The organism is Paraburkholderia fungorum, from assembly GCF_046027215.1.
GTDB lineage: Bacteria > Pseudomonadota > Gammaproteobacteria > Burkholderiales > Burkholderiaceae > Paraburkholderia > Paraburkholderia fungorum_D.
On the sequence record NZ_JAQQEN010000003.1, the window covers coordinates 25,483 to 51,730 of the forward strand.

The following is a 26,248-nucleotide window of genomic DNA, read 5'->3' on the forward strand; positions in this document are numbered from 1 at the left end:
CTAACATCTTTCCGATCGAAGTCGGTCGGCAACTCGCCTGCTGAAGCATTTCCTCATTGCGAGGTCGAGACATGCCTCACGCACCCGCGCTCCCCAGGGGTAATCGGCCGTAATCGACCCCTATGCTCAGGTCGCAACTATGCGCAGATGATCATCCCAGCGCGGCCAGCCCCTTGAGCGGTGCGGTGGGGGCTGGCAAGCCCTATGCATAGTTATAGCGTCTGCAGGAATCGAATCAACGAGTCCGGTGCCTGATACCGGCGAATCCTGGCGTCAGGCGCTGCCAGTCGACCGAGCGCTTTCTCCTTCATCGCGAGGTCAGCTTCGACGTAGCGATGGGTTGTCATCGGGCTCTCGTGACCCAGCCACAAGGCGATTACGTTGAATGGAACGCCCGCCTGCAACAGGTGCATCGCGGTCGTATGTCTCAAGATGTGCGGTGAAATGCGCTTCTTGAGGAGGCTCGGTTGCTCGACACTTGCGCGGCTCACGGCAAGATCCAGGCGTTGCGCAACGTTAGAGCGCGACATCGCCTGCCCATCCCGGTTGGGCAACAAGGCGGCTTCGCCGCGCGTCATTGGATTCGATCGCATCCAACTGCGGATCTCGGCGACGGTGGCGTCCCAAAGGGGAATCGATCGCAGCTTTCGCCCTTTGCCGCGCAGGTGCACGCACGCTGCACCGTCGAGGACTACATCGACGACCCGTACTCCGATGATCTCGGAGACACGCGCCCCCGTGTTGTAGAGCATTGTCAGTAGCAAGTGATCGCGTTGCGAGGACCAGCTCTCGCCGGGCTGACCGAGTACGGCCACCATCTCCGCACGTGTAAGGTAATTCAGCATCGGCCGCTCGAAACGCTTCATCGGCACCGCCAGCGCGCGCTCGACGTCGTGCAACGACGCCACGTCGCGGCGGCCGGCAAACTTCAAGAACGCGCGCAGCGCGGTGAGCCGCAAGTTGCGGCTGCGAACCGAGTTCTTCCGATCCTGCTCCAGATGGTCAAGGAAGGCCAGAATCAGATCGGGTTGGATGTCAGCCAGCCGCATTGTGGTCGGCGCCTTGTTGATCTGACGACAGGCGAAGTGCAGAAACAGCAGCAAGGCATCACGGTAACAGGCTACTGTGCGGGGACTGAGCGCTCGCTGCGCGACCAGATACTCGGTAAAGAATTGCTGGACCAGCGCAGCGAACGAAGGCGGCTTCGGGGCTAGGGTCTCACGCATCTTGCACCTCCAACCTGGCCGTAAACGACTTAAAACGTCCGGCGGCCAGCGCCATCAACTCGGGCACCGCCGACAGGTACCAGTAGGTGTTGGTCACCATCGTATGTCCGACGTAGGTCGACAGCGACAGCATGGCCTGATCGATGTCCACGCCTTGGGCCTGCCACTGCACGATGCGGCGCACCACGAAGGTGTGGCGCAGGTCATGAATGCGTGGTGCATGGTGCGCTCCGCGGTTGCGCCAGCCCAACTGCTGGCTTAGGTCGCGGAAGACGCGATGCACCTGACGCTCGCCGAGTGGCAGACCTCGTCGTCGACCGCGAGTGCCGACGAAGAATGGGCCATCTTCCGCTGGCGGTCCCTCGGTCAAGTCGCGCTGCAAGCAATACCGACGCAAGGAACCCACGGTGCTTGGGTGCGCAGGAACTTGGCGCGACTTGCCGAACTTGGTTCGACGGATGGTCAGCATCCCGTTCTTGAGATCAACGTCGCAGTTGCGCAGCGATAGCGCCTCGCCGATCCGCAGCCCCGTGGCGGCGATCAGTCCGAACAGCGTTTCATAGACGGCGCCGCGGAGTCCCGGTGAAGGCCCGAGTCGGCGCGAGTGAGCAAGTAGGTCGACGATCTCTTCCTCGCGGAAGATGTGTGGCGCTTGCCGCTCGGGCAACCGTCCGAAGATCGAATCATCGGGTATCTCAGTACGCGGCTCGAACTGCTGCAGCCATCGCAGGAACGTGCGCAGCCTCTTCAGCCGTCGCGCCCAGGTCCGCGGGTCATTGCTCTCGTGGCGGTCGCTTCGGGCCCAAGCAGCCATGAGTTCCACCGTCAGGGCGCCGCGATGGCCGGCAGCGTGGACATGGCGCGCGAAGCTGCGTAGGACGTAGCCATCATCGGAGAACCCCAGTTGGCGACGCTCGACCAGAAACTGTTCGACGCGTACTTGCACAGAAGTCGGCGCGCTCATGCTGCACTCCCTGGCCAGGGCAGCGCAACCTCGACCAACTTGCGGCTATCGAGCTTGGCGTAGATCAGGGTCGAGTTCAGCGAGCGGTGACGCAGGACGTCGGCTACCTCCTTCAGCGAGGAGCCGGCGGCTAGCAAGCGATTGGCCATCGTGTGGCGCAGCAGATGTGAGCGCGTATAGGGAAGGCCGGCGCGCGCAAAGGCCTGGCGGATGGTCTTGCGGACGAGATCAGCGCCGGCGGGCTGGTCGCGCGGCGCGACATGGCGGACGAAGACGGCTCGATTGGAAGTCCTGGGACGCTCCTGTTCAAGGTAGGCCGCGATGGCTTCGCCAGTCGCGACGGGTAGCGGCAGCACGTCCTCCCGGCGCCCCTTGGTTTGGCGCAGGATAAGCGTACCGGCTTGCCAGTCGATATCGTCCAGGCTGAGACGGGCGATCTCGCCGCTGCGCAGTCCGAGATCGAGCGCACAGCGCACGATAGCGTCGGCTCGCCGCATCGAGTGGCCCCGTTGGCCGAGGGATCTGATCAACAGTTCGACCTCTCCCGCCGTCAGTGACTTGGGCAACGAGGACAGCGACCAGTTAGCAGGATAGGACACCGCGCCAATCAGTCCGTGGACCAGATCGCCGAGCGAGGCGCGGTAGCGGAAGTAACCGCGCAGCGATGCCACGACCTGCCCGGCATTCGCCGGTTTGCTATAAAGCTTCGCTTGCACGGCGAAGAAATGCCGAACGTGCACGGGCTTGATCGCGGCGATGTCGACGAGGCCCTCGCCGAAACGAGCTGTCAGCAACCGCGCGACGATGCGCAGGGCGATGCTCCGCGTCTTCGGCGCCAAGCCTCGCACATGCTCCATATACTCGCCGTAGCGGCGCAGTTCCTCGTCTACAGGTGTTGTGCTGACCGCTGGCACTTCAATCACACCATGAGCGCGCAGGACCACGAGCAGGTGCCCTAGCGCCGCCCTATGGTCACCCCGGTCATGATGTAACGTGCCGGCACACCTGCATGGTAGGAGATGCTCGTCGAGGAACTCCGCGATCAACCCTTCATCGATTCGGCGCCGCCGACAAGGCCCGGAGTCTGCCCATTGGGCGAAGTGCGTGATACACAGCAGGTAAGTAGCGACCGTCTTTACAGCGTACCGGCGTTGGCTCAGGTACTGCTTGAACGCAGCAATGTATGGCCCGATCCGCCCGTCGGCGAAACCGCTTATGTCAGTACGGCGGGAGCGGCGAACGATGTCCATGGTGATCTCCAGAAGTGGGACCACCACTGCATCACAGGTCGGAACTATGTCCAGATCCTTGCTTGCTCACCTTGCCAAAGCCTCGTCATGCACGGGTCGCCACCATCAGCGACCGATTAGCTGCGCATAGTTGCGACCTGAGCATAGGGGTCGCTATGCAGAGGTTTACATAGCGACCCGTTGCCGTCATTCGGGTCTCCGCGACGACGGCGTCCGCTCTCGAAGTCTAACCGCCGTTCCATCGCGCCGGGACGCCCACTGCTTGCGGGGCATTGCCAATCGTCAGGTAACGACCTCAGTGAGGCGGTTTTGAGGAGTCAGCCACGACTACAAAATCGAAAGCGGCAATGCGCGGACGTGCGCCTGCAACACGAAACCACCCGCGTACGTAAGGGGTACACCGCGGAAGAAAAAGCGACTATCCGAGCCGAGAGCATGCCAGGCAAACGAGTAGAACAGCCCGCATTGCGCGGGCTGTCGTTTCCTCTCGGCAAGGGAAGTGGCTAGTTCAGGCTTTGTACCTGTTGCACGACGACAGGTTTGATGGAGGTTGACCCGGAGTTCGGCCCAACGGTTAGCGTGACCGGTACCGCAGTCGTCGATGAGCCGAACGCGTGAGCGCCAACCGCCACAATCCCCCAAGGCCCGGTTGCCTGCCCTGTCAGGATGAGACCGAACTTTGCACCGTTAAGGGTGCCGCTGTACGTGTACAGGCCAATCTTGGGGCTTGGCTGCTTGATGGAGCCTGCGGGGACTGTAACGGTGAAAGCGCCCACTGTCAGCGTCAGGTTTTCGGTCATGGGTGCAAGTGCCTTCGCTCCTTTGGCTAGCGTGAAACTCGCGGCCACCGAGTAGGCCGAAAGCTTCGGCGCAACAAGCAGCTCCGGCGTGTACTTCGCAAATGGCGTTGTGACCGGAGGCGGCGGGGGTGGCACTGGAATGCCGTTGGTGGCAATGAAGATTCCACCCGGAACACCCGACACACTGGTCGATATCGTGTTCGTTAAGGTGTCAATGACGGCTACACCATTGAAATACTGTGCGAGATAGCCAAACCTCCCGTCCGGCGTAAATGCCAACCCCCGAGGGTCGTTGCCGTTAGTCACGGGGACCGTTGCCCGAACAGTGTTTGACGCGGAGTCGATAACCACGACTTGTTGGCTCTGAACCACGTAAATACTTTTCCCATCTGGAGAAACTGCCACGAATTGGGGGTACGCACCAAGCGCCGCCACAGACTGTACCGCGTAGGTGGCGGTGTTTATAGAAGTGACCACACCATCGGCCCCCGAAACGTAAGCGATTGGCTGCGTCGGAGACATGGCAATGGAGCTTTCGGCCTCAGGCACCGCGACGGAAGCCAGGGTACCAAGCGTCGTTGTGTCATAGACATCAACGGTGGCTGATCCGTAGTTCGCCGAGAACAACTTTGTGCCATCGACGGTCAGCCCAAGTGCCCAAGTACCTAAGGCGCTTTGCGTTGCCAATGCCACATCATTCACGACCATGCGCGTGTTCAGGTTGATCGCGCTGAGGTGAGCTGCCACGCCCGAAACATTCTGAAAGCCAACATAGGCCGTTGTCCCGTCGGCTGACAGAACAAGCGTCTCGGCATACGGGGCAAGTTGTAGAGGATTATCCGCATTCGTCGCGGTATTGATGATGTGAAGGATGGAGGCATTGGGCTCAAGGACGACCGCGCGAGAACCTTCCGCAGACACATCAACATAGAGCGTGGCACCCGTGGTAGGAATCTGTGCAACGACGGAGTTTGAGGTACTGTCGACGACAAAAATATTCGCAGACGCTGTCGAACTCACATAAAAAACCGTTGCATGGGCCGCGTTGGTTGCGAGCGCCAGCAGCGCTAAGAAAGCAAATGTAGGCGCAAAGAGGGCAAGTCTTGCCCGCTGTCTAAACCGGCTCATGAAATGTCTCCTCGCAGGGTTTTATCGCGACACTGAATTGTTCAGAAAGCCTGAACGTTTATCTTCGATGCGAATGCCTAGAGGGGATGGTAGGTAAACGAGGGCCTCACTTGCACTGCCGTCGCTGTAATCCTTTCGAGGTCTGTCCGCTGGCGCACACTTGCGATAAAACTATCCCGGATAACGGGGTGACGGAAAAGTTGGCCACTCATTCGCAGGATTTCACGATGGTTACTGACTCCAAAATGGCTGGCAGGCTTAATCCGCCACATCCAACTGTCAGCTTTCGGTTTCCTTCTGAAACACCTGCAATGGCAGAGCCCATTCCTTCTCTTACGCAAAAAAGGACGAAGGGAATCTGGCAGCCAATTTCAGGTAAAACGCCGTAAAGTACACAGCACCTTGAGAAGATAACGCCGGGCGGCATCAGTAAAGGAAAGCGGCCAATTAGCAAAAAAATGACTATTTGTTTGACTCTGTTCACGTTACACGTTGATGAGTTGTCCGCCGAGCGATGACGTGATGAACTGCTCGGGCAGAACTCTGCCCTTAAACGATGTCAGAAGTCATTGGCATGCCAGATAATTGGGCAGGTGCCTGGGGTGTGACGTCGCGCAGTTCGATCTGCAGCCCACCATTGACGCGCGAGTGGAAGCTATTGACCGTCTGGATGTGAAGTGACTGGTTTTGTTGCGAGCTGTGCGTCAAGGCGCTGAGCGTCTTCAGGGAGGACAAAACGAGAGTGATTGGTGAGGTGAACGTCCGCTGACTACTGCGGAACAGGCATTTGAATGTCTCGGCGCGCACGCCGGCGAACGGCAGAAACTGGCCCCCGCCCGCCGGCAACAAGCAGAGCTCGACCTCCGCCAGCCATTCGCCCGACTGCCGGACGGTGACACACCTAAACCTCGCTTCGCTTCAGCAGGTAATCAAGGCCGCCCACCCGATACCATCGATACCCGTACGGCTCAAGCACTACGGTATGCCGCCCGTCATCGGCCTCCACACTGTGGTCGTCGGAGAGAAGGTTGATGAGGCGGGTTTCGCCCTCCCCGCTGCAGCCCGAGCGAAACTTCACCGTGCAGGCCTCGGGTCCGAAGTTATGCACGCAGATCACCGAGTTGTTTCGCCAGTCGTACCGCAGCGCGAGGACCTCGTTGCGCGATGTACGCAGGATCGCGAAATCACCCCAGCTTATTTCCGGCACTTCTCGGCGCATGCGGATTACACGCTCCGTCCAGTTCAGGAACGAATTCGGGTCCCGCCGCTGGCTGGCGACGTTCACTCGCTCGAAACCGTACGCGCCGCCCGATATGACCCGGCACGACGGCTTCGCGTGCTTCGTGAAGCCGCCATGGGGTTCGGTCGACCATTGCATGGGGGTGCGCGTACATTCGCGCTCCGGTAGGCACAGGTCGTCGCCCATGCCGATTTCGTCGCCGTAGCGAAATACCGGCGTACCTGGCGAGGTAAGCATCAGGCTGTAAGCAAGCTCGAGGCGGCGCCTGTCGCCAGAGAGCATCGGCGCAAGCCTGCGGCGAATACCGCGCCCGTATAGCTGCATGTTGGGGTCCGGGCCGAACGTGGCGAACACGGCGGCACGCTGGTCGGACGTCAGGCGGCCCAGATCCAGTTCGTCGTGATTGCGCAGAAATACACCCCATTGAGCGGTCGCGGGACGTGGTTTCGTCGCTGTCAGCGCTTTCTTCAAAGGCCCCGTATCGCCGGTCGCGAGGGTGTAAAACGTGTTCTGGTTGACCTGGAAATTGAACATCATCTGCAGGCGCTCGCCGTCGTCGCCGAAATAATCGAGGTCGGTATCGGGCAATACATTCGCTTCGGCGAGGATGATCGCGTCGCCCTTGCGCCATTGCAGAAACTCGCGGAAGGTCCGCAACATGTCGTATTGCTCGACGGGCCTGCGTACTTTCGGGCCCTTCGTGGCAATCACAAACGGCACGGCGTCCATCCGGAATCCCGACACGCCGAGCTGGATCCAGAAGCCCATCACCTTGAGTAACTCGGCCTGCACATGTGGGTTCGCGGTGTTCAGGTCGGGCTGGAAGTCATAGAAACGATGGAAAAACCAGCGTTTGGCCTGCTTATCGTAGGTCCAGGTTGATTTCTGGACGCCGGGAAATACCACCCCGTCTTTAGCGTTCGGCGGTTGCTTGTCGGCCCATACATACCAGTCGCGATACTTCGAGTCAGGATCGCTGCGTGCTTCCTTGAACCACGCGTGCTGATCGGACGTGTGATTGACCACGAGGTCGATCATCACGCGCAAGCCTCGCTCGCGGCACGCATGCGAGAACTCGGCGAAGTCCCCCAGGGTGCCGTATTTCGGGTCGACGTTGTAGTAATCCGAGATGTCGTAGCCGTTGTCGCGGCCAGGCGACGGCTGGAAAGGCATCAGCCAGATGGTCGTGGCGCCAAGCCCCTGAAGGTAGTCGAGCCGGCGGATCAGGCCTTGGAAATCGCCGACGCCGTCGCCATTCGCGTCCATGAAAGTGCCGACGGAGAGGCAATAGACGATTGCATTCTTGTACCAGAGGTCATTTAGCATACGGTCCGCGCGTGGCTCCAAAACAGTCGATCAGTGAGAGGAACAGCAATGCCTGAACTGGTGTGGTGGCAACGCGGCGTGATCTATCAGGTCTATCCGCGCTCGTTTCAGGACACCAATGGCGACGGCATCGGCGACCTGGCGGGCATTAGCGCGCGTCTGGCGTATCTCGCGGCGCTTGGCATCGATGCAGTCTGGATCTCCCCAGTCTACCCGTCACCCATGGCGGATTTCGGTTACGACGTCGCCGACTACTGCAATATCGATCCGATGTTCGGCACGCTCGACGACTTCAAGCAACTTGTGGACCGCGCCCACGGTCTCGGGTTGAAAGTGCTGCTCGACTTCGTGCCGAATCATTCGTCGGACCGGCATGCGTGGTTCGAAGAAAGCCGGTCCTCGCGCGACAACCCGAAGCGCGACTGGTATTTGTGGCGTGATCCCGTGCCCGGTGGTGGGCCGCCGAACAACTGGCTGAGCCGGATGGGAGGGTCCGCCTGGCAATGGGATGCGCACACTGGCCAGTTTTACTATCACGCGTTCTTGCGCGAACAGCCCGACTTGAACTGGCGCAATCCCGACGTGCGCCGCGCGATGGACGATGTCCTGCGCTTCTGGCTGGATCGCGGCGTGGACGGGTTCCGCGTGGACGTGCTGTGGCTGCTGATCAAGGACGCCCAGTTCCGTGATAACCCGCCCAACCCCGAGTTCCGACCGGGCGAGCCGGATCATCACCGGCTATTGCAGACTTACACTGCGGATCAGCCGGAGGTGCATGCGATCGTGCGGTCGATGCGTGCCACGCTGGATGAATACGGCGAGCGTGTGTTGATCGGGGAAATCTATCTGCCTGTGCCACAACTGATGACGTACTACGGCACGAACGGCGATGGTGCCAACATGCCTTTCAATTTCCAGCTCCTGAACGCAGCGTGGAATGCGGCCGAAATTGGAAGGATGGTGTCGGATTACGATCGCGCATTGCCGGAACACGCCTGGCCAAACTGGGTGCTATCCAATCACGACAACCCGCGCGTGGCATCGCGCCTGGGGGCGGCGCAAGCGCGCGTGGCCGCCGTGCTGCTGTTGACGCTGCGCGGGACACCGACGCTCTACTACGGCGATGAAATTGGCATGGTCGACGGCGAGATTCCGCCCGACCAGGTCCATGACCCGGCCGAGCTTCGGCAGCCGGGTTTCGGTCAGGGCCGCGATCCTGAGCGCACGCCGATGCAATGGGACTCATCCTTGCCCCATGCCGGTTTTACAGGCGGCCAGCCGTGGTTGCCCGTAAGCGCGGCAACCAGCGTTAGCGGCCAGGACGGCGAGGCGTCGAGCATGTTGTCGCTGTATCGCCGGCTGTTGTCGATTCGGCGGAGCAACGCGGCGCTCCGGGGAGGCGCGGTTGAAAACCTCACCGCGCACGGCGACGTGCTCACTTACGAGCGGCGTTCTGGCGATCAGCGGCTTTTCATGGCGCTAAACATGGGCGCCGCCGATGTCACCGCCCCGTTGCCATCAGGCACGGCGCTGTTATCGACTTTACCCAGCCGCGACGGCGCGTCGATCACGGAAGGCGCAAATCGTCTCGCCGCCGGCGAAGCACTGATCATCAGGCTCGCCTGATTGCGGATGGCAGACAGCCCCGTGCTGGCTCGCTCGTCTGGGCTCCAAGGCTGAACGGCGAGGTATAGCGCGCCCGCCGAATTGTTGGCATTCCAGAAGACGGCGTGCAACGGCTGCTGCTGGCCGCGAGGAGCGCGCTATGACGACCCTCCGGTATCGACCTTGACCCATTGCGGACGTTTGAGTCACTAACATCAACGGCTGCATACTGGAGATCAGCGGTCATCCGCGCCTAGCGGGGTAGTAGGCCGGCCCGTTGCGCGGCCACTTGGATAGCATAAACAGCGGAACCAGTTACCACACCTACTATCAACACGCCCTGAAATCCAAGCAAGATCGCGACGATCCGGCCAAGCGTGGTGGTCGGTACCACGTCGCCGAAGCCGATGGTCAGCGCCGTGACCGCGCAAAAGTAGAAAGTTTGACCTAGCGATGATTGTGTGCGCGTGGCTGCATCGACGGCCCCCCCAACGTAATACATGGCGACCGACAAAATGAGGAAAACTATCAGCAGCATCGCCAAAATTGCGCGCAGGTGCCAGAGGACCCTGGCAAACTCGGCAATTGCTTGGCGCGGCTGGATTCGGGCGCGAACAGCGTCTTTTGCGGCATTATCCATGTCATGAACCTTATAGATTTTCCGGCCTCTCTTTTTCCGAAGCCTAAAATCGATACTACTACGGGGTCGATCCTGAATAATCCTCCAAGCCAAGTATGACAAGGTGCCGGCAAGCGGGAGGATTGTGTCGCGATAACGGCGGCAAGACAAGAAAATTCCGCGATGACAAGGAGTCCTTACGCCACCAACGAATAGAACTGATCGGCAGCGGTTCGGGTGACGCCCCTGTCCTTCATCTGGCCTTTCCTGATCATATGCATCGTCTCAATGCCTGACAGGATGATGCGGGCGCACCGGAAATCCTTGAAGCCCATCATGGATCTGGTTCGGCGTTTGATCGCCCGATGATCCTGCTCTACGATGTTGTTCAGATGCTTGACCTGCCGGACCTTGATGGGCGTTTCCCGCTCGGCGTTGATGGCTTGGAGGGCGGCCAGATTCGCCCCGCTTTTATCCATGGTCACGGTCTCGGGCGTCCCGTTCCGATCAATGGCTTTCTCGAAGTAACGGCGTGCTGCCGCCTTGTCGCGATGCGCCCGCAACAGGAATTCGACCGTATTGCCGGCCTTGTCCACCGCGCGATACAAGTACTTCCACTGGCCGCCCACCTTGACGTAGGTTTCATCCATCCTCCAGCTCTTGCCGACCGGACGTTTGTACTTGCGAAAGGCCTTCTCGAATAACGGTACGAGTTTGATCACCCAGCGATGCACGCTCGAATGGTCGACCTCGAAACCCCGTTCGGTCATCATTTCCTCGAGATTTCGCAAGCTCAGCGAGTAGGCCACATACCACCGCACGCACAGAAGTATCACGTCCAGAGGATAATGCAGGCGCTTGAGTACCTTCGCTACGCCGGCAGGCAGGGGTTGTCTCGCAGTCGACTTCTTCATCTCACGCTTCACTTCGGGCAAATATCGCGTTCGATTTTACTCCTGCCCCCTTAGCGCGACAAAACCCCTGCTGGTGTGCCGTGACGCCCGCGCCTTCACGCTTCTGCCTAGACAACCGGCTGACCGGTTGCGGCAGCGCTTTGGCCGCGCCCCGGATATTGCGCCGCCACCGCCCGCATCGCACCGCTCCGACACGATCGCATCAGCGTCCTCGCAACCTTCACACGCAGCAGCGGGACGTCTTTCACAACCCATCCAACACCGCCATCTGCAACATCGCGGTCATCACGCTGATTCAATACCCATAGCTGCCCGCGCTAGCGGAGCGGTTTCGCTCAGAGGATTTTTAGCGAAGCGGGCGCGGATTTCATGCCGTGCCCGCGAGCATCCCCGTGCGCCGCTTCCGCTTCGCTAAAAATCCTCTGCCTTATGGAAAGCTTCGCATAAGGCCGAGCTGCGGTCCTTCGTCGCGCCTCGACCTCTCGCACCATCGAAGCCTTACGCAACCGAATCCCCGTTGACTATCCCCACTCGGTTCAGATCAAGAGCGGGCACAACAATGAATCCCCCCAATTCATCGCCGTATGCCACGAATCTCTCGTCAATTAAGAAATTTGCTGTCAATGCGCACAGTCCTGCATCCACTTCATCGATAGACTTCAGTGACGTCGCATCGATTCCTGCATCCTCAAGAACTCTTCGGCGCTGAGTTCGCTTTTGCTTGGCAGAGGCTACTTCAGTCTTGAGAAGGGCCGTCGCTATGGCGTGAGGAAACGTTTCAAAGCAGACTCGGTCAGCGCGTTCGCCGCCATTTTTGAAGAGACTGAAATGCGGAGCAAATGCCTGATAGACGCGCTCGCCGTTGAACATCCACTCGTAGAATCCGCTTTTACTGGCAACGGCCGTCTCGCGAGTCGGCGTAGCGAACGAAAAGATTCGTTGGCGTGCCAGCTCTTTCTCGGCGAGCCTACCCGCCTCGTTGCCTCGCCATTGGCACGGGGCATCAATACCCACTGCTTTTACCTCAAATTCGAGACATTTTTCGAGCATCTGCTCTGGCGTCTCCCTGCGAGGGTTATTCCAAACAATCTCCCTGCCTCGCATGATAACCAGATGATTCCCCTTCCGGTTCCCACCGATGTCGATTCCTGCTACCGTTCGTCCCGACCTCATAACTCATCTCGCTTTTGATATGGGCCAACCGTCTTAGACGGCAATACCGTATAGACGGCGACCCATCCCTCGCCGTTCCGTCCGGGCAACTACGCGCTAACAAGTGAGAGAACACGTCATTTACGCGCCACCGCGTTCTTGTCTAGCGCTTACATGAGGCAATCCTGCTAAGCGTGGAGCATGCCTTAGGTTTGGGGGGCCATGGTTCAGGACGGCGCTGTCACGTTAAAGCGTTCGCGACACATTGGCGGAGAGGAAACCGATTTGCTCAGAATGCGGACGGATCTTGGGTGATCTCAGTGAAACGATGCCAGGCGGCAAAGCGTGCGGCGAGTTGTTTGCGATAGAGCGAGGCGCGTAGCAGGTGTCGCTTGAGCGCGAAGTGCTGCCGGATCGGACCGAAGCTCGATAAGAAAGCCTGCGTGCGTTCAGGGTCGCGGAAGCCACGCATGCGTCGCTCGCGTTCGCGCGTCGGCTGATGACTGTTTTCGGCCCGGTTATTGACCCGCGCGCTGGCTTTGACGAAGACGTGCTTGACGTGAGCCAGTGCGGGAATCTCGGCTTTCGCCGCCGGATAGCTGCGCAGCTGGTCGGTCACGATCTTGCGCGGTCCTCAGCACAAGAGGCAAGCACGCGCTTGAAAAACCGCTCGCTGCTGCCTTGTCGCGGCGCTTCTGTAGCAGGATATCGAGCTCGGCACCATGCTGATCGACGGCGCGCCACAACAGGTAAGGCTCGCCGCGCAACGTCACAAATACCTCGTCAAGATGCCACGTGGTGCCGGGCTGGCGCCGCGCCGCTTTCACACGGTGTGCGAAGCACGCACCGAACTTATCGCACCAGCGTCGGACCGTTTCGTAACTGACGATAACCCCGCGCTCGAACAACAGTTCTTCGATATCACGCAGACTGAGCTGAAACCTGAAATACCAGCGCACCGCGCAACTGATGACTGCCGCCGGAAAGCGATGACCGTGGTAAAGCGATTTTGCATTCTTCATCACGCGATCTTACTCGACCATCTCAGCAACGTGACAGTGCCCGATAGAGTATTAACAGTGTCGCCCTTGGCATCATGCAACCCAAATAGATGAATGTGATCCATTGATCACATTCACTGATCGGCCGACTACGTGCCTGATGCGGGCCGGGTTTCGTGATTCAGAACAAAGTCCTCGGGGACGTCCGGCCCCCACACGTACAACGAGTCTTCAGGCGGATGGTCCCCGGCTCGCCACTGTGTGCCTGCGGGGATGAAATCGATGTCGAACGAGTATTCCGCGTAACTCCCCCAAGGGTCACGCACGTAGCGGAAGTAATTTGAGCCCAAGACTTGCCGCCCCAGACCCCAGCCCTCTGCGAAACCCGCGCGGGACATCTGCTCGCTGCCGAGTGCCACATCGTCGATGGACGGCACATCCCAGCTTGTGTGGTGCAGCCCGACCCCGTCGGAGCTGGCAAAAGCAATCAGATGATGATCGCTGCCGTGAGGGGTGTGCATAAAAGCGATGATCGAACCCGAATGGTCCGAAAGACGCAACCCGAGCGCGTCCGCATAGAAGCGGCGGGTCGCATCCACATCACGGGTAAACAGCAGAACATGAGACAGATGAGCCGGACGGACTGCCGTCACCTGGCTTCGGCATGGTGCCCTGCCATACCCAGACAACTCAGGTGGATAGACTCGCATCGACTTGCGATCAGGCGAGCATTTCTCAGCGACAACCAATTGCATGGCCAGGCCATCCGGTCCCTCGAACCAGACACCCGCGGCATCAGCATCGGCGGGCGCAGCGATACGCCTCACGCCATGCACACGCAGCCGCTCCTCGAAGGCCGCGCGGTCTTTCTCGAAGATACCAAGCGCGAGCCATCTCAGACGCTTGCTATCGCCCTGCAAGACACGCCCCCACCGATGCGGGTTGTCAAACGTGTACAAACCAAGCCCGCCAGGCTCCTCGCGCACGTCGAGGCCGAACGATGTATAGAAGCGTTCAGCCTCGCGCAAATCGGGAACGCTGAACACGAACTCGTGAATCGAATGGATCGCGGGGCCTGCTACCGTATGGTCTCTCATATCTGACCTCGTATCTGCCACTGACACAGCAGTCTCCTGTGAGCAACGCCCGGCAAGACGTCGGGCGCCGGAATATTCCGTCGTGACGAAGAAGCGACGCTATACGATGCGTTGACGTTGCGCACCCAGGCCATCGATCTTGAGCGTGACCACATCGCCGCGCTTGAGGAACTGCGGCGGCTTCATCCCGAGGCCGACACCGGCGGGCGTACCGGTAATGACGATGTCGCCGGGCAGCAGCGTCATGAACTGACTGAGGTATGACACAATCTCCGCGACCGGGAAAATCATGTCGGCGGTGTTGCTCTTCTGCCTGATCTCGCCGTTCACGCTCAACTCGAGCGCCAGGGCCTGCGGATCGGCAATCTCGTCGCGCGTCACGAGCCACGGACCAACCGGACCAAACGTGTCGAAGCTCTTTCCCTTGCTCCACTGCCCGTTGCGTTTGATCTGCCAATGGCGCTCGGACACGTCGTTGGCGAGGCAATAGCCTGCGACGTAATCGAGCGCCTCGGCTACTGCCACGCGCCGGGCCGTTGTGCCGATCACAAATCCCAACTCGACTTCCCAGTCGCCTTCGAGGGCGCCTTCGGGAAGCACCGTATCGTCGTTCGGTCCGCACAGCGAGGTGATCGCTTTGAGGAACACGACCGGTTCTTCCGGTATCGCGAGACCCGCTTCTTCAGCGTGCTTGCGATAGTTCAGGCCAATCGCGATGAACTGGCGCGGACCCTCAACAGGGACGCCCATGCGCGGATCACCCTCAACGCGAGGCAGCGTGTCCGGATCGATGGCGGCGATCTCGCGTAGCCGCTCGGGTGACAGATGCTGTGGGGTCCAGTCATCGATCTGCTGGGACAGGTCGCGGATCGTTCCGCTGGCGTCCAGCATGCCTGGCTTTTCGGCACCCTGAAGGCCGTATCGAAGTATTCTCACCTTGATGTCCTTATGAATAAAAGTCGTCTCGTGCGAACAACCCGCACGTCATGCGAAGCGCGGAAAAAGCGTGAGTGCGTTGTCCCGCATGAAATCCTTGCGCATCGCGGGCGACAACAAGGCCGTGTTATCGAGCTTCTCCGCCAGGTCCGCCACGAGCAGTTCCGGCGTGTAGGGCCAGTCGCTGCCGTACAAAATGCGCTTCGGGTCAGCGATTTCCAGCAGCGGGAGAATTTGCCGCGGTAATGGGAACCCGGCAAGGTCATAGTGCAGCCCGCGCAACATGTCATAGAAACGCGCGACGTCGAGCGGCTCAGGCAAACCAAGCGCCGACGACAGGCCTGCGACGCGATCAGCGAGGATGGGTATCGTCGCGCCGGCGTGCGGCACGATGATCTTCAGATTGGGAAAGCGCTCCAGTGTGCCGGAGAGAATCAGATTGAATACCGCACGGGTCGTCTCGAACATGAACTCGAGCATCGGAAACGGGTAGCCGATAGGCGGCAACGCAGTGGAATCCTGGCAACACGTGCAATGTGGGTTGGTCGGATGGATGAATACCTTCGCGTGACGGCGATTCAGTTCATCGAACACAGGGTCCAGTTTCCGGTCACCGAGGTACACGCCGTTATGGTTACTTTCCACCACCACGCCATCGCTGTGCAACGTGTCGAAGGCATATTCGATTTCAGTTAGCGAACCGTCGATGTCCGGCAACGGCAAAGCCGCAAACAAGCCGAAGCGACGCGGATGCGCAACGACCGCATTGGCGCCCTCTTCATTCGTGTAACGGGCAAGCTTGCGCGCCGCGGCGTCGTCGCCAAAGTGCAGGCCCGGCGCGGAAATCGACAGCAGTGCGGCATCGATGTGCAACCGGTCCATCATCCTGATGGCTCCGTCTATGCTCCAGGCCGGAATCCCGGGCATGCCCGAAGGCCTGGCGTGTCCTGCGGCGACCAGCGCGGAGCGATACTGCTCCGGCAGAAAATGCGCATGTACGTCGATTCGCCCGGGGCCTGCACGACCTGCCGCCAGCGTGTCCGGATCAGCCTTGACCGTGGCCTCATTCGACCCCGATGTGTCAGGCGTCCTTGCGCCTGCCGCAGACATGGCGCGTGTCGTGCGGCGCTGCTCAGGCCACATGTCGTCCGGAAATGCGTGGGAACCCGCAGCCACCCGCACTGCAGGCTCGCGCACTGCGTTGGCGAGGCTCCTGGCCCCTTCGTGATTCTGCTTCATTGTCTTTTCCATGGTTGACGGGCGCTGGGGTCACATTCAGCCCAATTCACCAGCAGTCGTTGTTTACCGTCCAGCCGACTGCAGGCGCGTGCGCCTCGACCTGCTTGTATTTGCCGCTAAAGAAGACCAGCGGTTTGCGCTGTTCGCCCAACTGCAGATATTCGATCTCGCCGATGTACAGCAGGTGATCGCCGGCCTGGTGAACGGCAGTCGTGCGCGCGACGATGTGGGCCAGACTGCCTTCCAGCAAGGGAATTCCGCTCTTTTCGACGAACGGAACGCGCAACGCCTCGTCCCGCTTGCCGCCGAAGTGCGCGCTGAGCGCCTGCTGGCCCTCAGCGAGGAAGTTGACGCCATACAGCACGCCCGCTTTGACTGCGTCGTTAAAGCGCGACTGTTTTCGCACCGACACGAGGACCAGTGGAGGATCCATCGAGATCGACATGAACGCGTTCGCGGTCATGCCAGCAGGTTGCCCATCCGCGACGTAGCTGATCACGGTGACGCCAGTAGCAAACAGGCCCATCACCGAGCGGAACAGCTTTGCGTCTATTTCCATAACCTTGCTCCAGACATGCGCAAATCAGACCAACGGGGTAACCGTGTTTTCGACGCCCAGCAGCGCCTTGCCATAGACCTCGATGCCGACCGCCGGCAACACCACTGCATGTCGCGCGGCCGTGTTCGAGTCGCGCCAGATACGCTGCAGCGGGCTCGCTTCGGCGAAGGTTCCAGCGCCGTGTGCCGAGATCAGGATATTCAGCGCGTCGGTGATTGCCGTCACGACCACACCTGCGTCGGCGCGCACCCGCGCCCGGGTCGCATAGTCGAGCTTTTCGCCGCGCCGGGCGGCCTTGTCGATGTCCTCGGCTGCGCGAAACGCGTGCAGGTGGGCCGTGTCGATCTTCAGCGATGCTTCGGCGATCTGCGCCTGGAACATCACCGACGAGGTCTGCTTCTCGAAGCTCGTGTACGCGATACTGCGTTGCGGCGCCTTGTCGATCACGTATTTCAATGCGGCACGCCCCATCCCCAGTTGCGCGCCCACCAGCACGATGGCAGCAACAGGCACAAAGGCTCCCCGATACTCGGCCTCGTCCTTGAACTCGGTCGGGTAGTCGCTGCTCACGGCGGCGCCCACGTCGAGCAGGCGGTGGTCGGGAATGAAGACTTCTTTCGCGACGACACAATTGCTACCGGAGGCGCGCATGCCCACCGTGAACCACGTGTCTTCGATGGTCACGTCCGATTTCGGAATCAGCGCCAGGTACTGCCCGACGAAGGCACCGTTTGCGTCGTGCTCCATCACACCAACAGTGACCCAGTCGGCGTGCAGGCTACCGGACGACCAGTACCACTTGCCGGAGACGACGAGGCCCCCTTCCACACGCCGGCAGTCTGTTGACGGTGTGAAGACGCCTGCAACCCGCGCGTCGGGGTTCGCTCCAAACACATCCTCCTGCGCCTTACGGGAGTAAAGGCCGACAAACCAGGCGCAGACATTGGTCAGCGCGGTCACCCACGCCGTACCTGCACACGCCTCTGCCAGCGCCGCAGTGATTTCCAGATGCGATTTAATCGAGCTTTGATAACCACCGAAACGCTTTGGTACCATCAACCGGAACAACCCGGCCTCACTGATCGCATTGATGTTTTCCTCGTGAGCTCGCCGATCCTGTTCCGACTTCTGGGCGTTCCTCGCGAGCAGTGGACCGAGTGCACGCGCACGTGACACCAGTTCCTCATCCGTAACTTCAGTTTGCGGCAAGGTCGATTCGATTCCTACTTTCATGATTAGTTTTCCTAAATGATGATGGATATAAACTGGCATTGCCGGCTGGCATGCCTGAACATACGGCTTCTACGCTTGCCAGCGCGGAAGAAGTGCTGCCGCGTTGCCGCCGAGAATCATCGTTCGCGTGCTGGCCGGCAGGGCTAGTTTGCCGAACTGGCCCACGCCGTGCCTGATCGGGATGTAGCTGTAATCGGAGCCGAAAAGCAGCTGGGACTTCGGCACGATCTTTCGCAGCATGTCGAAGATCTCCGGCGCGTAAGCCTGCGCACAGTCGAAATAGAGCTTTGAGAACTCTGCACGGATGCCGTCCGGGAACATCGCGTCGAGGCGTTGCTGCCCCACTGCCGGATAGTCCAAGAAGCCGGCGATACGGCCGAGCAGAATCAGCATCACCCCGTTGCCATGGCAGAAAATAAACCTGATGTCCGGCATGCACCGCGTCGTGCCCGCAGCCCACAAGCTCAGGATAGTGCGAGCGGTATTGGTCGGAAATTCGATCCACGGAACCGACACGGGCGGCTTTTCGTAACTTAGTGTCGCGGCCCGTGCAGCAAGGCGCTTCCGACGGCTGCACGAACACAACGGCTTTGCGACGGTTCAGCTCGGCAAAGATGGGGGCGAATTTCGGTTCGCCCAGCCAGACACTCTGATAGTTAGTGACGAGCTCGATGCCGTCTGCCTTGCGCACGTCAAAGACATAGGCGATCTCCACCAGGGCGCCATCCACGTCGTTCATCGGGATGGACGCAAACAGCCCGAAGCGGCCCGGATGATCGAGGCAAAGCTTCGTGCCCCACTCGTTGATCTCGCACGCCTTGGGCCGCCCCATCGGAACATCCGCGGTGAAGATGGCGCCCGCAAAGGCAATCGCCGTCGATACGGCGTTCTGGTCCAGTTGCTCCACTGCGTTTTCGATCTTCCACGGCATGCCGTCGTAGTTCTTGCCGCTGGGCTCGAAGTGATGGTGCACGTCGATCACCCGTGACTGGTCCGGCGCCGAGACTGCCAGCGAGGGGATGGCTGTGGACGCCGCGACTGCGATGGTGCCTGCAAGGAAGTGGCGGCGGCCGAGCGACGCAGGCGCACAGCAGGCACAGGTGGAGATCATTCTCATGCAAGCCGTCCTGCGCAGAGAGCTAATCGACGCGATCTGACTTGGATGTGTCGATTGCCGGCAGAGCGGTACTTGCACACGTGCATGCTGTTACCTGTTGGCCCGTTAAGAATGAACGTTTTGTCTATTATATTAATCGCGCTGAGCTTGCCAATGAGGGTTTTCGTCCCCGTCAGAGTGCACGGTTCGTCACTCTGCGATCGCTCATATCGCTGCACAAGCTAGCGTAGCCTAGCTCGATGTTCCCGTCTGACGGGGAACACAAGCGAATTTGAAGACGAGGATCGGCTATCAGCACGCCGAGCCGGTAGCACACAGCCCGGGCATGCTCGAGCTTGGCGGATTAACAAAATATATATACTCTGCAAACAAGTAGCTGCATTCGCAGCATTTCGCCGCGCAAGGAGTGCATACATGACCACGACTGCTTTGGTTGTTTTCGAAACGAAAGATGGCGCTTCGACCGACTTTGAAACGGCGATCAAAGCGCTGCTGGCCTCCACGTCCGGAGACCCGGGATTCGTGAGTTGCACCCAATATCAAGACCTCAATGAACCCAACGTCTACGTGTTCCATGAGCTATGGCAAAGCCAGAGCGCACTCAATGAACACTTGAGCACGGCGCACGTCGCGCGTTTTCTCTGCGCGATAGAACCGCTGCTCGAGCGCAAGAAGGTCAGGCTCCTGCAGCATCTCGATGCTTCGCCCCCGGATCGTTGCTGTCAGGCGTAAGGCGCATTACGCGGAAACGGTGTGACTTGCCTCGGGACACGCCCTTTGTCACACTAGCAAACGACTCACGGAGCCAACAATGCAACAGTCGATCCTGGAGCGCGGTGTAGCCGCAGCCACAAGCGGTGCACAGGAAGATCACCGAACCATCGCCGCGCGCAAAAAGCGGGACGTAATGCGCGCACGCATCCTGCATGCGACGATGGAAGTATTTGCCGAACGCAAGAATCTGTCGGCATCCATTGAAGACGTCGTGAAGGCCGCCGATATTTCCCGCGGCACGTTCTACAAGCATTTCGCGTCACTGGAAGAGGCGTTGACCGCTGTGGGACACGAGGCGACTGACCGCATGACGCTCGACATCCTCCCCGTCTACGACGTGCTGACCGATCCGTTGCAACGCGTCAGCACGGGCATGCGCCTGTTTCTCGAGCGCGCGTTGACCGACCGCAGATGGGCCGGTTTCGTGGTGCGAGCGGAGTTGATCCCACACGAATCGATCCTGCTCAACTACATTTATCATGACCTTCGCGCGGGACAGGCTGAAGCCAAGCTGGACTTCGATGATGTCACCGCCGCCGCGGATTCCGTGATGGGTGCAACAGTCGAGGGCATGCGCACCATCATGCTGGCACGTAGCAAGGATCCGCACGCGTATATCAGCAGTGTGATACGAATCACGCTGCGTGGCCTCGGGGTATCGAAAGAAAACGCCGAAGTGGCGGCCGCCTTCTCGCACTCGTATCTTATTGCGCAGACCGCAGGCACCGTCGATTATTCGTCGCCCGCGCGTTGAGCCTCGGTCTTGGTGCGACCGCGCGGGCGCGCCTTGAGCTGGATTGGCGACAGAAAAGCCTCGACCTGGTTCTTCAGCAACAGGTCAGCCGTCTTTTGGTAATGGTCGACGAGCAGCCGGCAGGCCGTCACGGCGTCATGAGACAGGATCGCCTCGGCTATGGCCTGATGCTCCATCGCCACGTTACGCTTGCCGCCATGTGCCCCCTTCAATGACAAATGCCGGTAGCGCGCCGTCTGCTCGCGCAGAATCTCGCTAAAGCGGATCAGATAGTCCGACGCGCAGCCCGATATCAGTACTTGATGAAATGACGCATGAGCGCGCTCCCATTCCGGGTTCATGCCGTCGCGCGCAGGTGTATATAGCGGTGTGTGCGATAACTGATGATGGGCGGCCAGCACGCGCGCCTCCCACTCCACGCCGCCGAAAGCCATGGCATCCTTAAGCGCGATCGTTTCGATGTGTTGCCGCGCGCGTGTCGCGTCCAGAAGATCCCGCCGCGAAAGCGGCGCTACGCTAAAGCCCTTTTGGTCCAACGCGACCACCAGCCCAACCGCCGTTAGCCGACTCAACGCCTCTCGTAGAGGAATCACGCCGACGCCATAGGCGAGCGCGAGATCCTTCAAGCGCAGCGGCATGCCCGGCGCGAGCCGGGCTTCGATGATGTCGCGCCGCAGGATACGTTCGAGCGTCGAGGCCGTCGTTTCGCCGGTGTGACCGGGTTCTGCGTGTGCCGTAGCAGGAAGAGCGCTGGGTTGTTCCATAAGGTCGTGGTTGAGCTTCTCGAGGCACGTCAAGGCGTGCGACGAATCGCGGGCGCATAAAACGTATATATTTTATCTTAGGTTCCGCGTTTCTGCGGGCCAGGCATTTCCACCGTCGCGCGTTCGGGCCGCCACGCCCTCGCCTCAGGATGACAGTTCGTCCACTGTTATGGACGTAAATACCCCAAATTGACGGCCTGCCGTCATCTTATAGAATGAACACGTTCGTCACTATACGTCCTTCGATGTGGAGACACGCCCGCGCAGTTGCGAGTCGTGGCGAGGTCAGGCCGCTGGTGGCCCGCCAACTTTTCACCGTAGCTTCACGAGCTGCTCGAGGCTTTCCATAAAATCCGTTAACTTAGAATGCCTAAATAATTAACCATAACCGATCCAGACGGCCGATACCGGCCGCACGAGGCGTGCCTACCCGACATCGATCACTCGCCAAACACACCCGAAAAAAACATACCTGTTTTTATATACGCATACTAATTACATTGAATATTGAAATGAATGATATTTTCTTTTCAACGTCGAAGTGGATAACGGGCGGCGCACTTCTGCTGTCAGCCGGCCTCGCACAGGCACAAAGCAGCGTCACGCTCTACGGCGTGGTCGACGCCGGCTTCCAGTACGCGAGCAAGACGCCCAATGCCAGCGGCCACGACGCGGGCGCAACCTATGCAATGACCGATGGCGGAAATGGTCCATCCCTCTTCGGACTGCAAGGGAAAGAGGACCTGGGTGGAGGTCTGAAAGCCACCTTTGCGCTTGAAAGCGGTATCAGCATGGTCAACGGTGGCTTTTCCAGTTCCAACGGCAACCTCTGGGGCCGCCAGGCATGGGTTGGACTCGACGGGAATTTCGGAAAAGTCCGCGTGGGCGCACAGTTTTCGCCATTTTTCCTCGCGTTGCTGGAGTCGGATCCGCGTCACTTCTCGACGTTCGGCAGCGGCATCGTCCAATACGGCAATAACGTCGCGTTCACCGGCGCGGTGAATTCGAACGCTGTGCTCTATAACTCACCGAAGCTTGCCGGATTCGAAGGCAGCGCGATGTTTGCGCCGGGCGGCATCGCCGGTGACTTTCAGGCCGGGAAGCAGTGGTCGGCGAGCCTTAAATACGGAAACGGCTCGTTTATGCTCAACGCGTCAATCTATGACGGCAACGCCGGCGGCACGCCGACGCCGGTACCGACCACCGTGGCCTTTCTCGGTCGCACGCTCGGGATGGCTTACGTGGTCGGCCCGGTCACGGCCAAGGTGTCGTTCGTCAACTATAAAGTGGCGGGGTCGTTCAATAACAACGTGATTGGGGGTGGCATCGACTACCTTGCCCTTCCCGCGCTCGATTTCTCAGGAGGTGTGTGGGTCACGAGCGACCGCAACAAAACCTCCAACAACTCGTTGATGGCTGCAATTGGCGCCAACTACTTCCTCTCGAAGCGAACCCAACTCTACGTGCAGTTTGCCTCGGTCGATAACCACGGTGCGATGAACACCGGTCTGTCGTTGACGGACCATAGCCTTTTCAACGGAGTACCGGGGACCACGTACGGCGCCAATATTGGCATTCGGCACTCGTTCTAGGACGCCTGCGAAGAAAGTCGGCCCGGGATAGTCATCCTTCTTCCACACACGTCACGGCGGGAAAGAAAAAGTGGCTCCGATGGAAATAGGTGACGCGGTCGAAATGTACCTTTTAGATCCGGATACCTTATCGATTGAACAGGAAACGTTCCAGACGGAGGGCGCAGCGGCGCCCTGCCATAATTCGTGAGCATTGTTTTGCGCGCCACCCCACGCAGTGCGCCTGGATCAACACGAACACTTATTTCCTGCTGCTAACCGCGACAAGGACTCCCCGAGTGTCTGTCGGCAAACTACACATGTAGGCTCTGCCGTGGGAGTTCTGAATGTAATTTCCTACGCAATACATTTCGTATAAGACATCTAACCGATCAAGGAATAGAGATGGCCCATCCTTTCTATCGATACGCCGCGATAGTCTCTGCTTGCGCAGCCGCAATTCTGAGTGCCGCTTGTGGATCTGGCGATAATTTGACGGACCATGGCACTGCAACCGACCAGCGTGCAGCAGCGCTTGTCGCTCAAATGTCCTTGGACGAAAAGATCCTGCTTGTGCATGGCACCGGCTTTCAGGCGGTGGGTGCAGGCTATATCCCCGGCATTCCGCGGCTCGGCATTCCGCCAATCTACAGCGCCGATTCGGCGGGTGGCGTCAACGTCGCGAATGTAGGCGCCACGGCGCTGCCAGCTCCCATTGCGCTTGCGGCGAGCTGGGACCCTCAACTGGCAAATGAATATGGCGCGCGTATTGCGACGGAACTCCGCACACTGGGCTATGCGGAGGGGCTCGGGGGTGGCATCAATCTGGCTCGGGAGCCACGCGACGGCCGCACATTCGAGTTCATGGGTGAAGACCCCGTACTGGCAGGTACGCTGAGTGCGGCGCGCACGACCGGCACGCAATCGCAAAAAGTGATTGCGACTGTCAAGCACTACGCAATGAATGATCAGGAGACAAACCGCTATACGAGCAATTCGCAGGTCGAAGAGCGCACGATGCGGGAGACCGAACTACTCGCGTTCGAGATTGCCGTCAAGCAAGGTCAACCGGGCAACGTAATGTGCTCGTACAACCAGGTGAACGGCACCTACGCTTGCGAGAATCCGTATTTGCTGACTGACGTGTTGAAAACGGAATGGGGCTTCAAGGGCATCGTGCAGTCGGACTGGACCGCGACGCACAGTACGGCACCCGCCGCGCTGGCCGGACTTGACGAGGAACAGCCGGGCGCTGCCGACGACAACAACATACCGCAGCCGATAGCGGGCATCACTGTGGCTTCATACTTCAACACGAAACTCAAGGCTGCTGTCACGGCGGGCACTGTGCCGATGGCGCGCCTGAACGACATGGTCCAGCGCAAGCTGCGCACGCTGATCCTGACCGGCATCATGGACTCGCCCCCTGCATCAGGCGGCACTGTCGACGAGTCGGCGGGCAACGCGCTTGCCCTTCAGGTTGAGCAGCAATCAGCAGTGCTACTGAAAAATTCCACGGCGGCGGGTGCGCAGCAAGCCGTGTTGCCCCTCGCGGCGGCGAATCTGTCTTCGATCGTAGTGATCGGTGGGCATGCCGATGTGGGTGTGCTCTCTGGCGGCGGCTCGGGTGGGACGCCAGCTGCCAACGGCAACGCGGTGTCCGGTTGCCAGCAGCCGACCGGCGTGCTCTTCGGCGGTTGCGCGAAGTGGTACAAGTCCGCACCGCTCGCCGCGATCAAGGCGGCCGCACCGAACGCGAACGTCAGCTACCTCGACGGCAACGACGCGAACGCGGCTGCCAGCGCAGCCGCGCAGGCGGACGTCGCGATCGTGTTCGCGACGCAGTGGGAGACTGAAGGACTTGATCTGCCAAGTCTGAGCCTGCCCGACAGCAATGCAGATCCGTACAACCAGAAGTACGACCAGAACGCACTGATCGCCACGGTGGCCGCGAAAGCGAAGCGCGTGATTGTCGTACTCGAAAACGGCAGCCCGGTGCTGATGCCGTGGATCAATAATGTGCATGCCGTTCTGGAGACTTGGTATCCGGGCGTGCAGGGCGGTCAGGCCATTAGCGACCTGCTGTTCGGGACCGTCAATCCGTCGGGCAAGCTGCCTGTCACGTTTCCGGTGCAGAACGCCAACCTGCCGCAGTCGGCAATATCCGCGACCAATCTCAACGTCAATTACAGCGAAGGCCTGATGATGGGATACCGCTGGTATGACGCGCAGAAGATTCAGCCACTGTTTCCGTTCGGATTCGGCCTGTCGTATACGACGTTCTCGTATTCAGGCATGACCGCGAGCACCGACGGATCGGGTAACGTGATCGTCACATTCACAGTCAAGAACACCGGGGCGCGAGCGGGTGCAGAAACGGCGCAGGTGTATGCCGCGTTGCCGTCCGGGCTCGGCGAGCCACCGAAGCGGCTGGTTGGATGGCAGAAGGTCACACTGCAGCCGGGGCAGTCTCAACAGGTAAGCATCGTGATGCCCTTGCAGCGGTTCGCAACGTGGGACGTGACGAATCACACGTGGAAGCTGAATGCAGGAACCTATGGACTCACGGCAGGAACATCGTCACGCGATGCCAGTGCACTGAGCAGTTCGGTGGCGCTCGCCGCAATCGAGCCGGTACATTGATAGGTCAGCGTTCAGGCAGTACCGGCCGGGTAAGCCCGGCCGGGGGAGCAGAGCGATTCATCGGCCGCCCTGATCCAGAACGGAGATCGAGGAAACAGCTGACTATGCGCTCAAACAGGACAGTGGCACCGGGAGCCATCGCCTTTTGAGGGCAAGCGATGACCGATCGTGGCATATGGCTGCTGTTCGTCGCTGACCACCGTTAGACCGCCCGGCCCCTGATTGACCCGACAGTAATGCCGGACACGTGCGCCCTGATTCTGGCGAAGGGGCAGTCCAGCAATTCCCTACACAACGCCGCTCCCGCCGGGGCGCGCACGTTCTCAGCTGATAGAG

Annotated in this window: 21 protein-coding genes and 2 pseudogenes; 5 read left to right on the forward strand and 18 right to left on the reverse strand. The window is 59.8% G+C overall.

Features of this window, described 5'->3' with window-relative positions; translation table 11 throughout:
• Positions 1 to 212 precede the first annotated feature (212 nt).
• The 6 genes from PQR27_RS35915 to PQR27_RS35940 form a co-directional block, all read right to left on the reverse strand.
• Positions 213 to 1,226 (reverse strand): tyrosine-type recombinase/integrase, encoded by a 1,014-nt coding sequence (locus tag PQR27_RS35915; RefSeq protein ID WP_408526449.1) that lies wholly within the window; start codon positions 1,224 to 1,226, stop codon positions 213 to 215.
• A complete protein-coding gene (locus PQR27_RS35920; RefSeq protein WP_408526448.1) occupies positions 1,219 to 2,190 on the reverse strand; it encodes a tyrosine-type recombinase/integrase in 972 nt (323 codons plus the stop codon). Before PQR27_RS35920 ends, PQR27_RS35915 begins: the two co-directional genes overlap by 8 nt.
• Positions 2,187 to 3,440 (reverse strand): site-specific integrase, encoded by a 1,254-nt coding sequence (locus PQR27_RS35925; protein ID WP_408526447.1) that lies wholly within the window; start codon positions 3,438 to 3,440, stop codon positions 2,187 to 2,189. The genes PQR27_RS35920 and PQR27_RS35925 overlap by 4 nt, the downstream gene beginning before the upstream one ends.
• 503 nt (positions 3,441 to 3,943) lie before the next feature.
• Positions 3,944 to 5,368 carry a YncE family protein gene (locus PQR27_RS35930; protein WP_408528438.1) on the reverse strand — a complete coding sequence of 475 codons (1,425 nt, stop codon included), beginning with the start codon at positions 5,366 to 5,368 and terminating at the stop codon, positions 3,944 to 3,946.
• Between the two features lie 549 nt (positions 5,369 to 5,917).
• Positions 5,918 to 6,217 carry a hypothetical protein gene (locus PQR27_RS35935; RefSeq protein ID WP_408528439.1) on the reverse strand — a complete coding sequence of 100 codons (300 nt, stop codon included), beginning with the start codon at positions 6,215 to 6,217 and terminating at the stop codon, positions 5,918 to 5,920.
• Positions 6,218 to 6,269: 52 nt separating this feature from the next.
• On the reverse strand, positions 6,270 to 7,934 hold the full coding sequence (locus PQR27_RS35940) for an alpha-amylase family protein (protein ID WP_408528440.1): 1,665 nt from the start codon (positions 7,932 to 7,934) through the stop codon (positions 6,270 to 6,272).
• A gap of 48 nt (positions 7,935 to 7,982) precedes the next feature.
• Between PQR27_RS35940 and PQR27_RS35945 the strand changes: the two genes are divergently transcribed.
• Entirely contained in the window at positions 7,983 to 9,560 is a 1,578-nt protein-coding gene (locus PQR27_RS35945; RefSeq protein ID WP_408528441.1) for an alpha-amylase family glycosyl hydrolase, read from the forward strand.
• Positions 9,561 to 9,792: 232 nt separating this feature from the next.
• On the opposite strand, the gene PQR27_RS35950 is transcribed toward PQR27_RS35945, so the two are convergent.
• The 11 genes and pseudogenes from PQR27_RS35950 to PQR27_RS36000 all read right to left on the reverse strand — a co-directional run.
• A complete protein-coding gene (locus PQR27_RS35950; RefSeq protein ID WP_408528442.1) occupies positions 9,793 to 10,179 on the reverse strand; it encodes a potassium channel family protein in 387 nt (128 codons plus the stop codon).
• A gap of 176 nt (positions 10,180 to 10,355) precedes the next feature.
• On the reverse strand, positions 10,356 to 11,072 hold the full coding sequence (locus tag PQR27_RS35955; protein ID WP_408528443.1) for an IS6 family transposase: 717 nt from the start codon (positions 11,070 to 11,072) through the stop codon (positions 10,356 to 10,358).
• A gap of 498 nt (positions 11,073 to 11,570) precedes the next feature.
• Complete coding sequence (locus PQR27_RS35960) at positions 11,571 to 12,245, reverse strand: DUF429 domain-containing protein (RefSeq protein ID WP_408528444.1); 675 nt, start codon at positions 12,243 to 12,245, stop codon at positions 11,571 to 11,573.
• Positions 12,246 to 12,513: 268 nt separating this feature from the next.
• Positions 12,514 to 13,246 (reverse strand): annotated as a pseudogene (locus PQR27_RS35965) (IS6 family transposase).
• Positions 13,247 to 13,374: 128 nt separating this feature from the next.
• Positions 13,375 to 14,322: a VOC family protein gene (locus tag PQR27_RS35970; protein ID WP_408528445.1), complete on the reverse strand. Its 948-nt coding sequence runs from the start codon at positions 14,320 to 14,322 to the stop codon at positions 13,375 to 13,377.
• Positions 14,323 to 14,421: 99 nt separating this feature from the next.
• Complete coding sequence (locus tag PQR27_RS35975) at positions 14,422 to 15,258, reverse strand: fumarylacetoacetate hydrolase family protein (protein ID WP_408528446.1); 837 nt, start codon at positions 15,256 to 15,258, stop codon at positions 14,422 to 14,424.
• A 48-nt stretch (positions 15,259 to 15,306) separates the two neighbouring features.
• Positions 15,307 to 16,497: an amidohydrolase family protein gene (locus PQR27_RS35980; RefSeq protein WP_408528447.1), complete on the reverse strand. Its 1,191-nt coding sequence runs from the start codon at positions 16,495 to 16,497 to the stop codon at positions 15,307 to 15,309.
• Positions 16,498 to 16,543: 46 nt separating this feature from the next.
• On the reverse strand, positions 16,544 to 17,056 hold the full coding sequence (locus PQR27_RS35985) for a flavin reductase family protein (protein WP_408528448.1): 513 nt from the start codon (positions 17,054 to 17,056) through the stop codon (positions 16,544 to 16,546).
• 24 nt (positions 17,057 to 17,080) lie between these two features.
• Positions 17,081 to 18,289 (reverse strand): acyl-CoA dehydrogenase family protein, encoded by a 1,209-nt coding sequence (locus tag PQR27_RS35990; protein WP_408528449.1) that lies wholly within the window; start codon positions 18,287 to 18,289, stop codon positions 17,081 to 17,083.
• 69 nt (positions 18,290 to 18,358) lie between these two features.
• Positions 18,359 to 18,724 (reverse strand): amidohydrolase family protein, encoded by a 366-nt coding sequence (locus PQR27_RS35995; RefSeq protein ID WP_408528963.1) that lies wholly within the window; start codon positions 18,722 to 18,724, stop codon positions 18,359 to 18,361.
• Positions 18,725 to 18,851: 127 nt separating this feature from the next.
• A pseudogene (locus tag PQR27_RS36000) lies at positions 18,852 to 19,406 on the reverse strand (amidohydrolase family protein); the annotation flags it as partial.
• A gap of 414 nt (positions 19,407 to 19,820) precedes the next feature.
• Here PQR27_RS36000 and PQR27_RS36005 point away from each other — a divergent pair.
• Both PQR27_RS36005 and PQR27_RS36010 read left to right on the forward strand, forming a co-directional pair.
• On the forward strand, positions 19,821 to 20,138 hold the full coding sequence (locus tag PQR27_RS36005) for a putative quinol monooxygenase (RefSeq protein WP_408528450.1): 318 nt from the start codon (positions 19,821 to 19,823) through the stop codon (positions 20,136 to 20,138).
• 79 nt (positions 20,139 to 20,217) lie between these two features.
• Positions 20,218 to 20,934: a TetR/AcrR family transcriptional regulator gene (locus PQR27_RS36010; RefSeq protein WP_408528451.1), complete on the forward strand. Its 717-nt coding sequence runs from the start codon at positions 20,218 to 20,220 to the stop codon at positions 20,932 to 20,934.
• Here the strand turns inward: PQR27_RS36010 and PQR27_RS36015 are convergent.
• Entirely contained in the window at positions 20,913 to 21,698 is a 786-nt protein-coding gene (locus tag PQR27_RS36015; protein ID WP_408528452.1) for a GntR family transcriptional regulator, read from the reverse strand. The genes PQR27_RS36010 and PQR27_RS36015 overlap by 22 nt on opposite strands.
• Before the next feature lie 512 nt (positions 21,699 to 22,210).
• Here PQR27_RS36015 and PQR27_RS36020 point away from each other — a divergent pair.
• Together PQR27_RS36020 and PQR27_RS36025 are read left to right on the forward strand one after the other, a co-directional pair.
• Complete coding sequence (locus PQR27_RS36020; protein ID WP_408528453.1) at positions 22,211 to 23,290, forward strand: porin; 1,080 nt, start codon at positions 22,211 to 22,213, stop codon at positions 23,288 to 23,290.
• A gap of 384 nt (positions 23,291 to 23,674) precedes the next feature.
• Positions 23,675 to 25,912: a beta-glucosidase family protein gene (locus PQR27_RS36025; protein ID WP_408528454.1), complete on the forward strand. Its 2,238-nt coding sequence runs from the start codon at positions 23,675 to 23,677 to the stop codon at positions 25,910 to 25,912.
• Positions 25,913 to 26,248 lie beyond the last annotated feature (336 nt).

What these genes read in the sequence shown, in the direction of transcription:
- PQR27_RS35915 (WP_408526449.1), bottom strand. Translation starts at nt 1,226, where the DNA reads ATGCGTGAGACCCTAGCCCCGAAGCCGCCTTCGTTCGCTGCGCTGGTC.
- PQR27_RS35920 (WP_408526448.1), bottom strand. Translation starts at nt 2,190, where the DNA reads ATGAGCGCGCCGACTTCTGTGCAAGTACGCGTCGAACAGTTTCTGGTC.
- PQR27_RS35925 (WP_408526447.1), bottom strand. Translation starts at nt 3,440, where the DNA reads ATGGACATCGTTCGCCGCTCCCGCCGTACTGACATAAGCGGTTTCGCC.
- PQR27_RS35930 (WP_408528438.1), bottom strand. Translation starts at nt 5,368, where the DNA reads ATGAGCCGGTTTAGACAGCGGGCAAGACTTGCCCTCTTTGCGCCTACA.
- PQR27_RS35940 (WP_408528440.1), bottom strand. Translation starts at nt 7,934, where the DNA reads ATGCTAAATGACCTCTGGTACAAGAATGCAATCGTCTATTGCCTCTCC.
- PQR27_RS35945 (WP_408528441.1), top strand. Translation starts at nt 7,983, where the DNA reads ATGCCTGAACTGGTGTGGTGGCAACGCGGCGTGATCTATCAGGTCTAT.
- PQR27_RS35950 (WP_408528442.1), bottom strand. Translation starts at nt 10,179, where the DNA reads ATGGATAATGCCGCAAAAGACGCTGTTCGCGCCCGAATCCAGCCGCGC.
- PQR27_RS35955 (WP_408528443.1), bottom strand. Translation starts at nt 11,072, where the DNA reads ATGAAGAAGTCGACTGCGAGACAACCCCTGCCTGCCGGCGTAGCGAAG.
- PQR27_RS35960 (WP_408528444.1), bottom strand. Translation starts at nt 12,245, where the DNA reads ATGAGGTCGGGACGAACGGTAGCAGGAATCGACATCGGTGGGAACCGG.
- PQR27_RS35970 (WP_408528445.1), bottom strand. Translation starts at nt 14,322, where the DNA reads ATGAGAGACCATACGGTAGCAGGCCCCGCGATCCATTCGATTCACGAG.
- PQR27_RS35980 (WP_408528447.1), bottom strand. Translation starts at nt 16,497, where the DNA reads ATGAAGCAGAATCACGAAGGGGCCAGGAGCCTCGCCAACGCAGTGCGC.
- PQR27_RS35985 (WP_408528448.1), bottom strand. Translation starts at nt 17,056, where the DNA reads ATGGAAATAGACGCAAAGCTGTTCCGCTCGGTGATGGGCCTGTTTGCT.
- PQR27_RS35990 (WP_408528449.1), bottom strand. Translation starts at nt 18,289, where the DNA reads ATGAAAGTAGGAATCGAATCGACCTTGCCGCAAACTGAAGTTACGGAT.
- PQR27_RS35995 (WP_408528963.1), bottom strand. Translation starts at nt 18,724, where the DNA reads ATGCCGGACATCAGGTTTATTTTCTGCCATGGCAACGGGGTGATGCTG.
- PQR27_RS36005 (WP_408528450.1), top strand. Translation starts at nt 19,821, where the DNA reads ATGACCACGACTGCTTTGGTTGTTTTCGAAACGAAAGATGGCGCTTCG.
- PQR27_RS36010 (WP_408528451.1), top strand. Translation starts at nt 20,218, where the DNA reads ATGCAACAGTCGATCCTGGAGCGCGGTGTAGCCGCAGCCACAAGCGGT.
- PQR27_RS36015 (WP_408528452.1), bottom strand. Translation starts at nt 21,698, where the DNA reads ATGGAACAACCCAGCGCTCTTCCTGCTACGGCACACGCAGAACCCGGT.
- PQR27_RS36020 (WP_408528453.1), top strand. Translation starts at nt 22,211, where the DNA reads ATGAATGATATTTTCTTTTCAACGTCGAAGTGGATAACGGGCGGCGCA.
- PQR27_RS36025 (WP_408528454.1), top strand. Translation starts at nt 23,675, where the DNA reads ATGGCCCATCCTTTCTATCGATACGCCGCGATAGTCTCTGCTTGCGCA.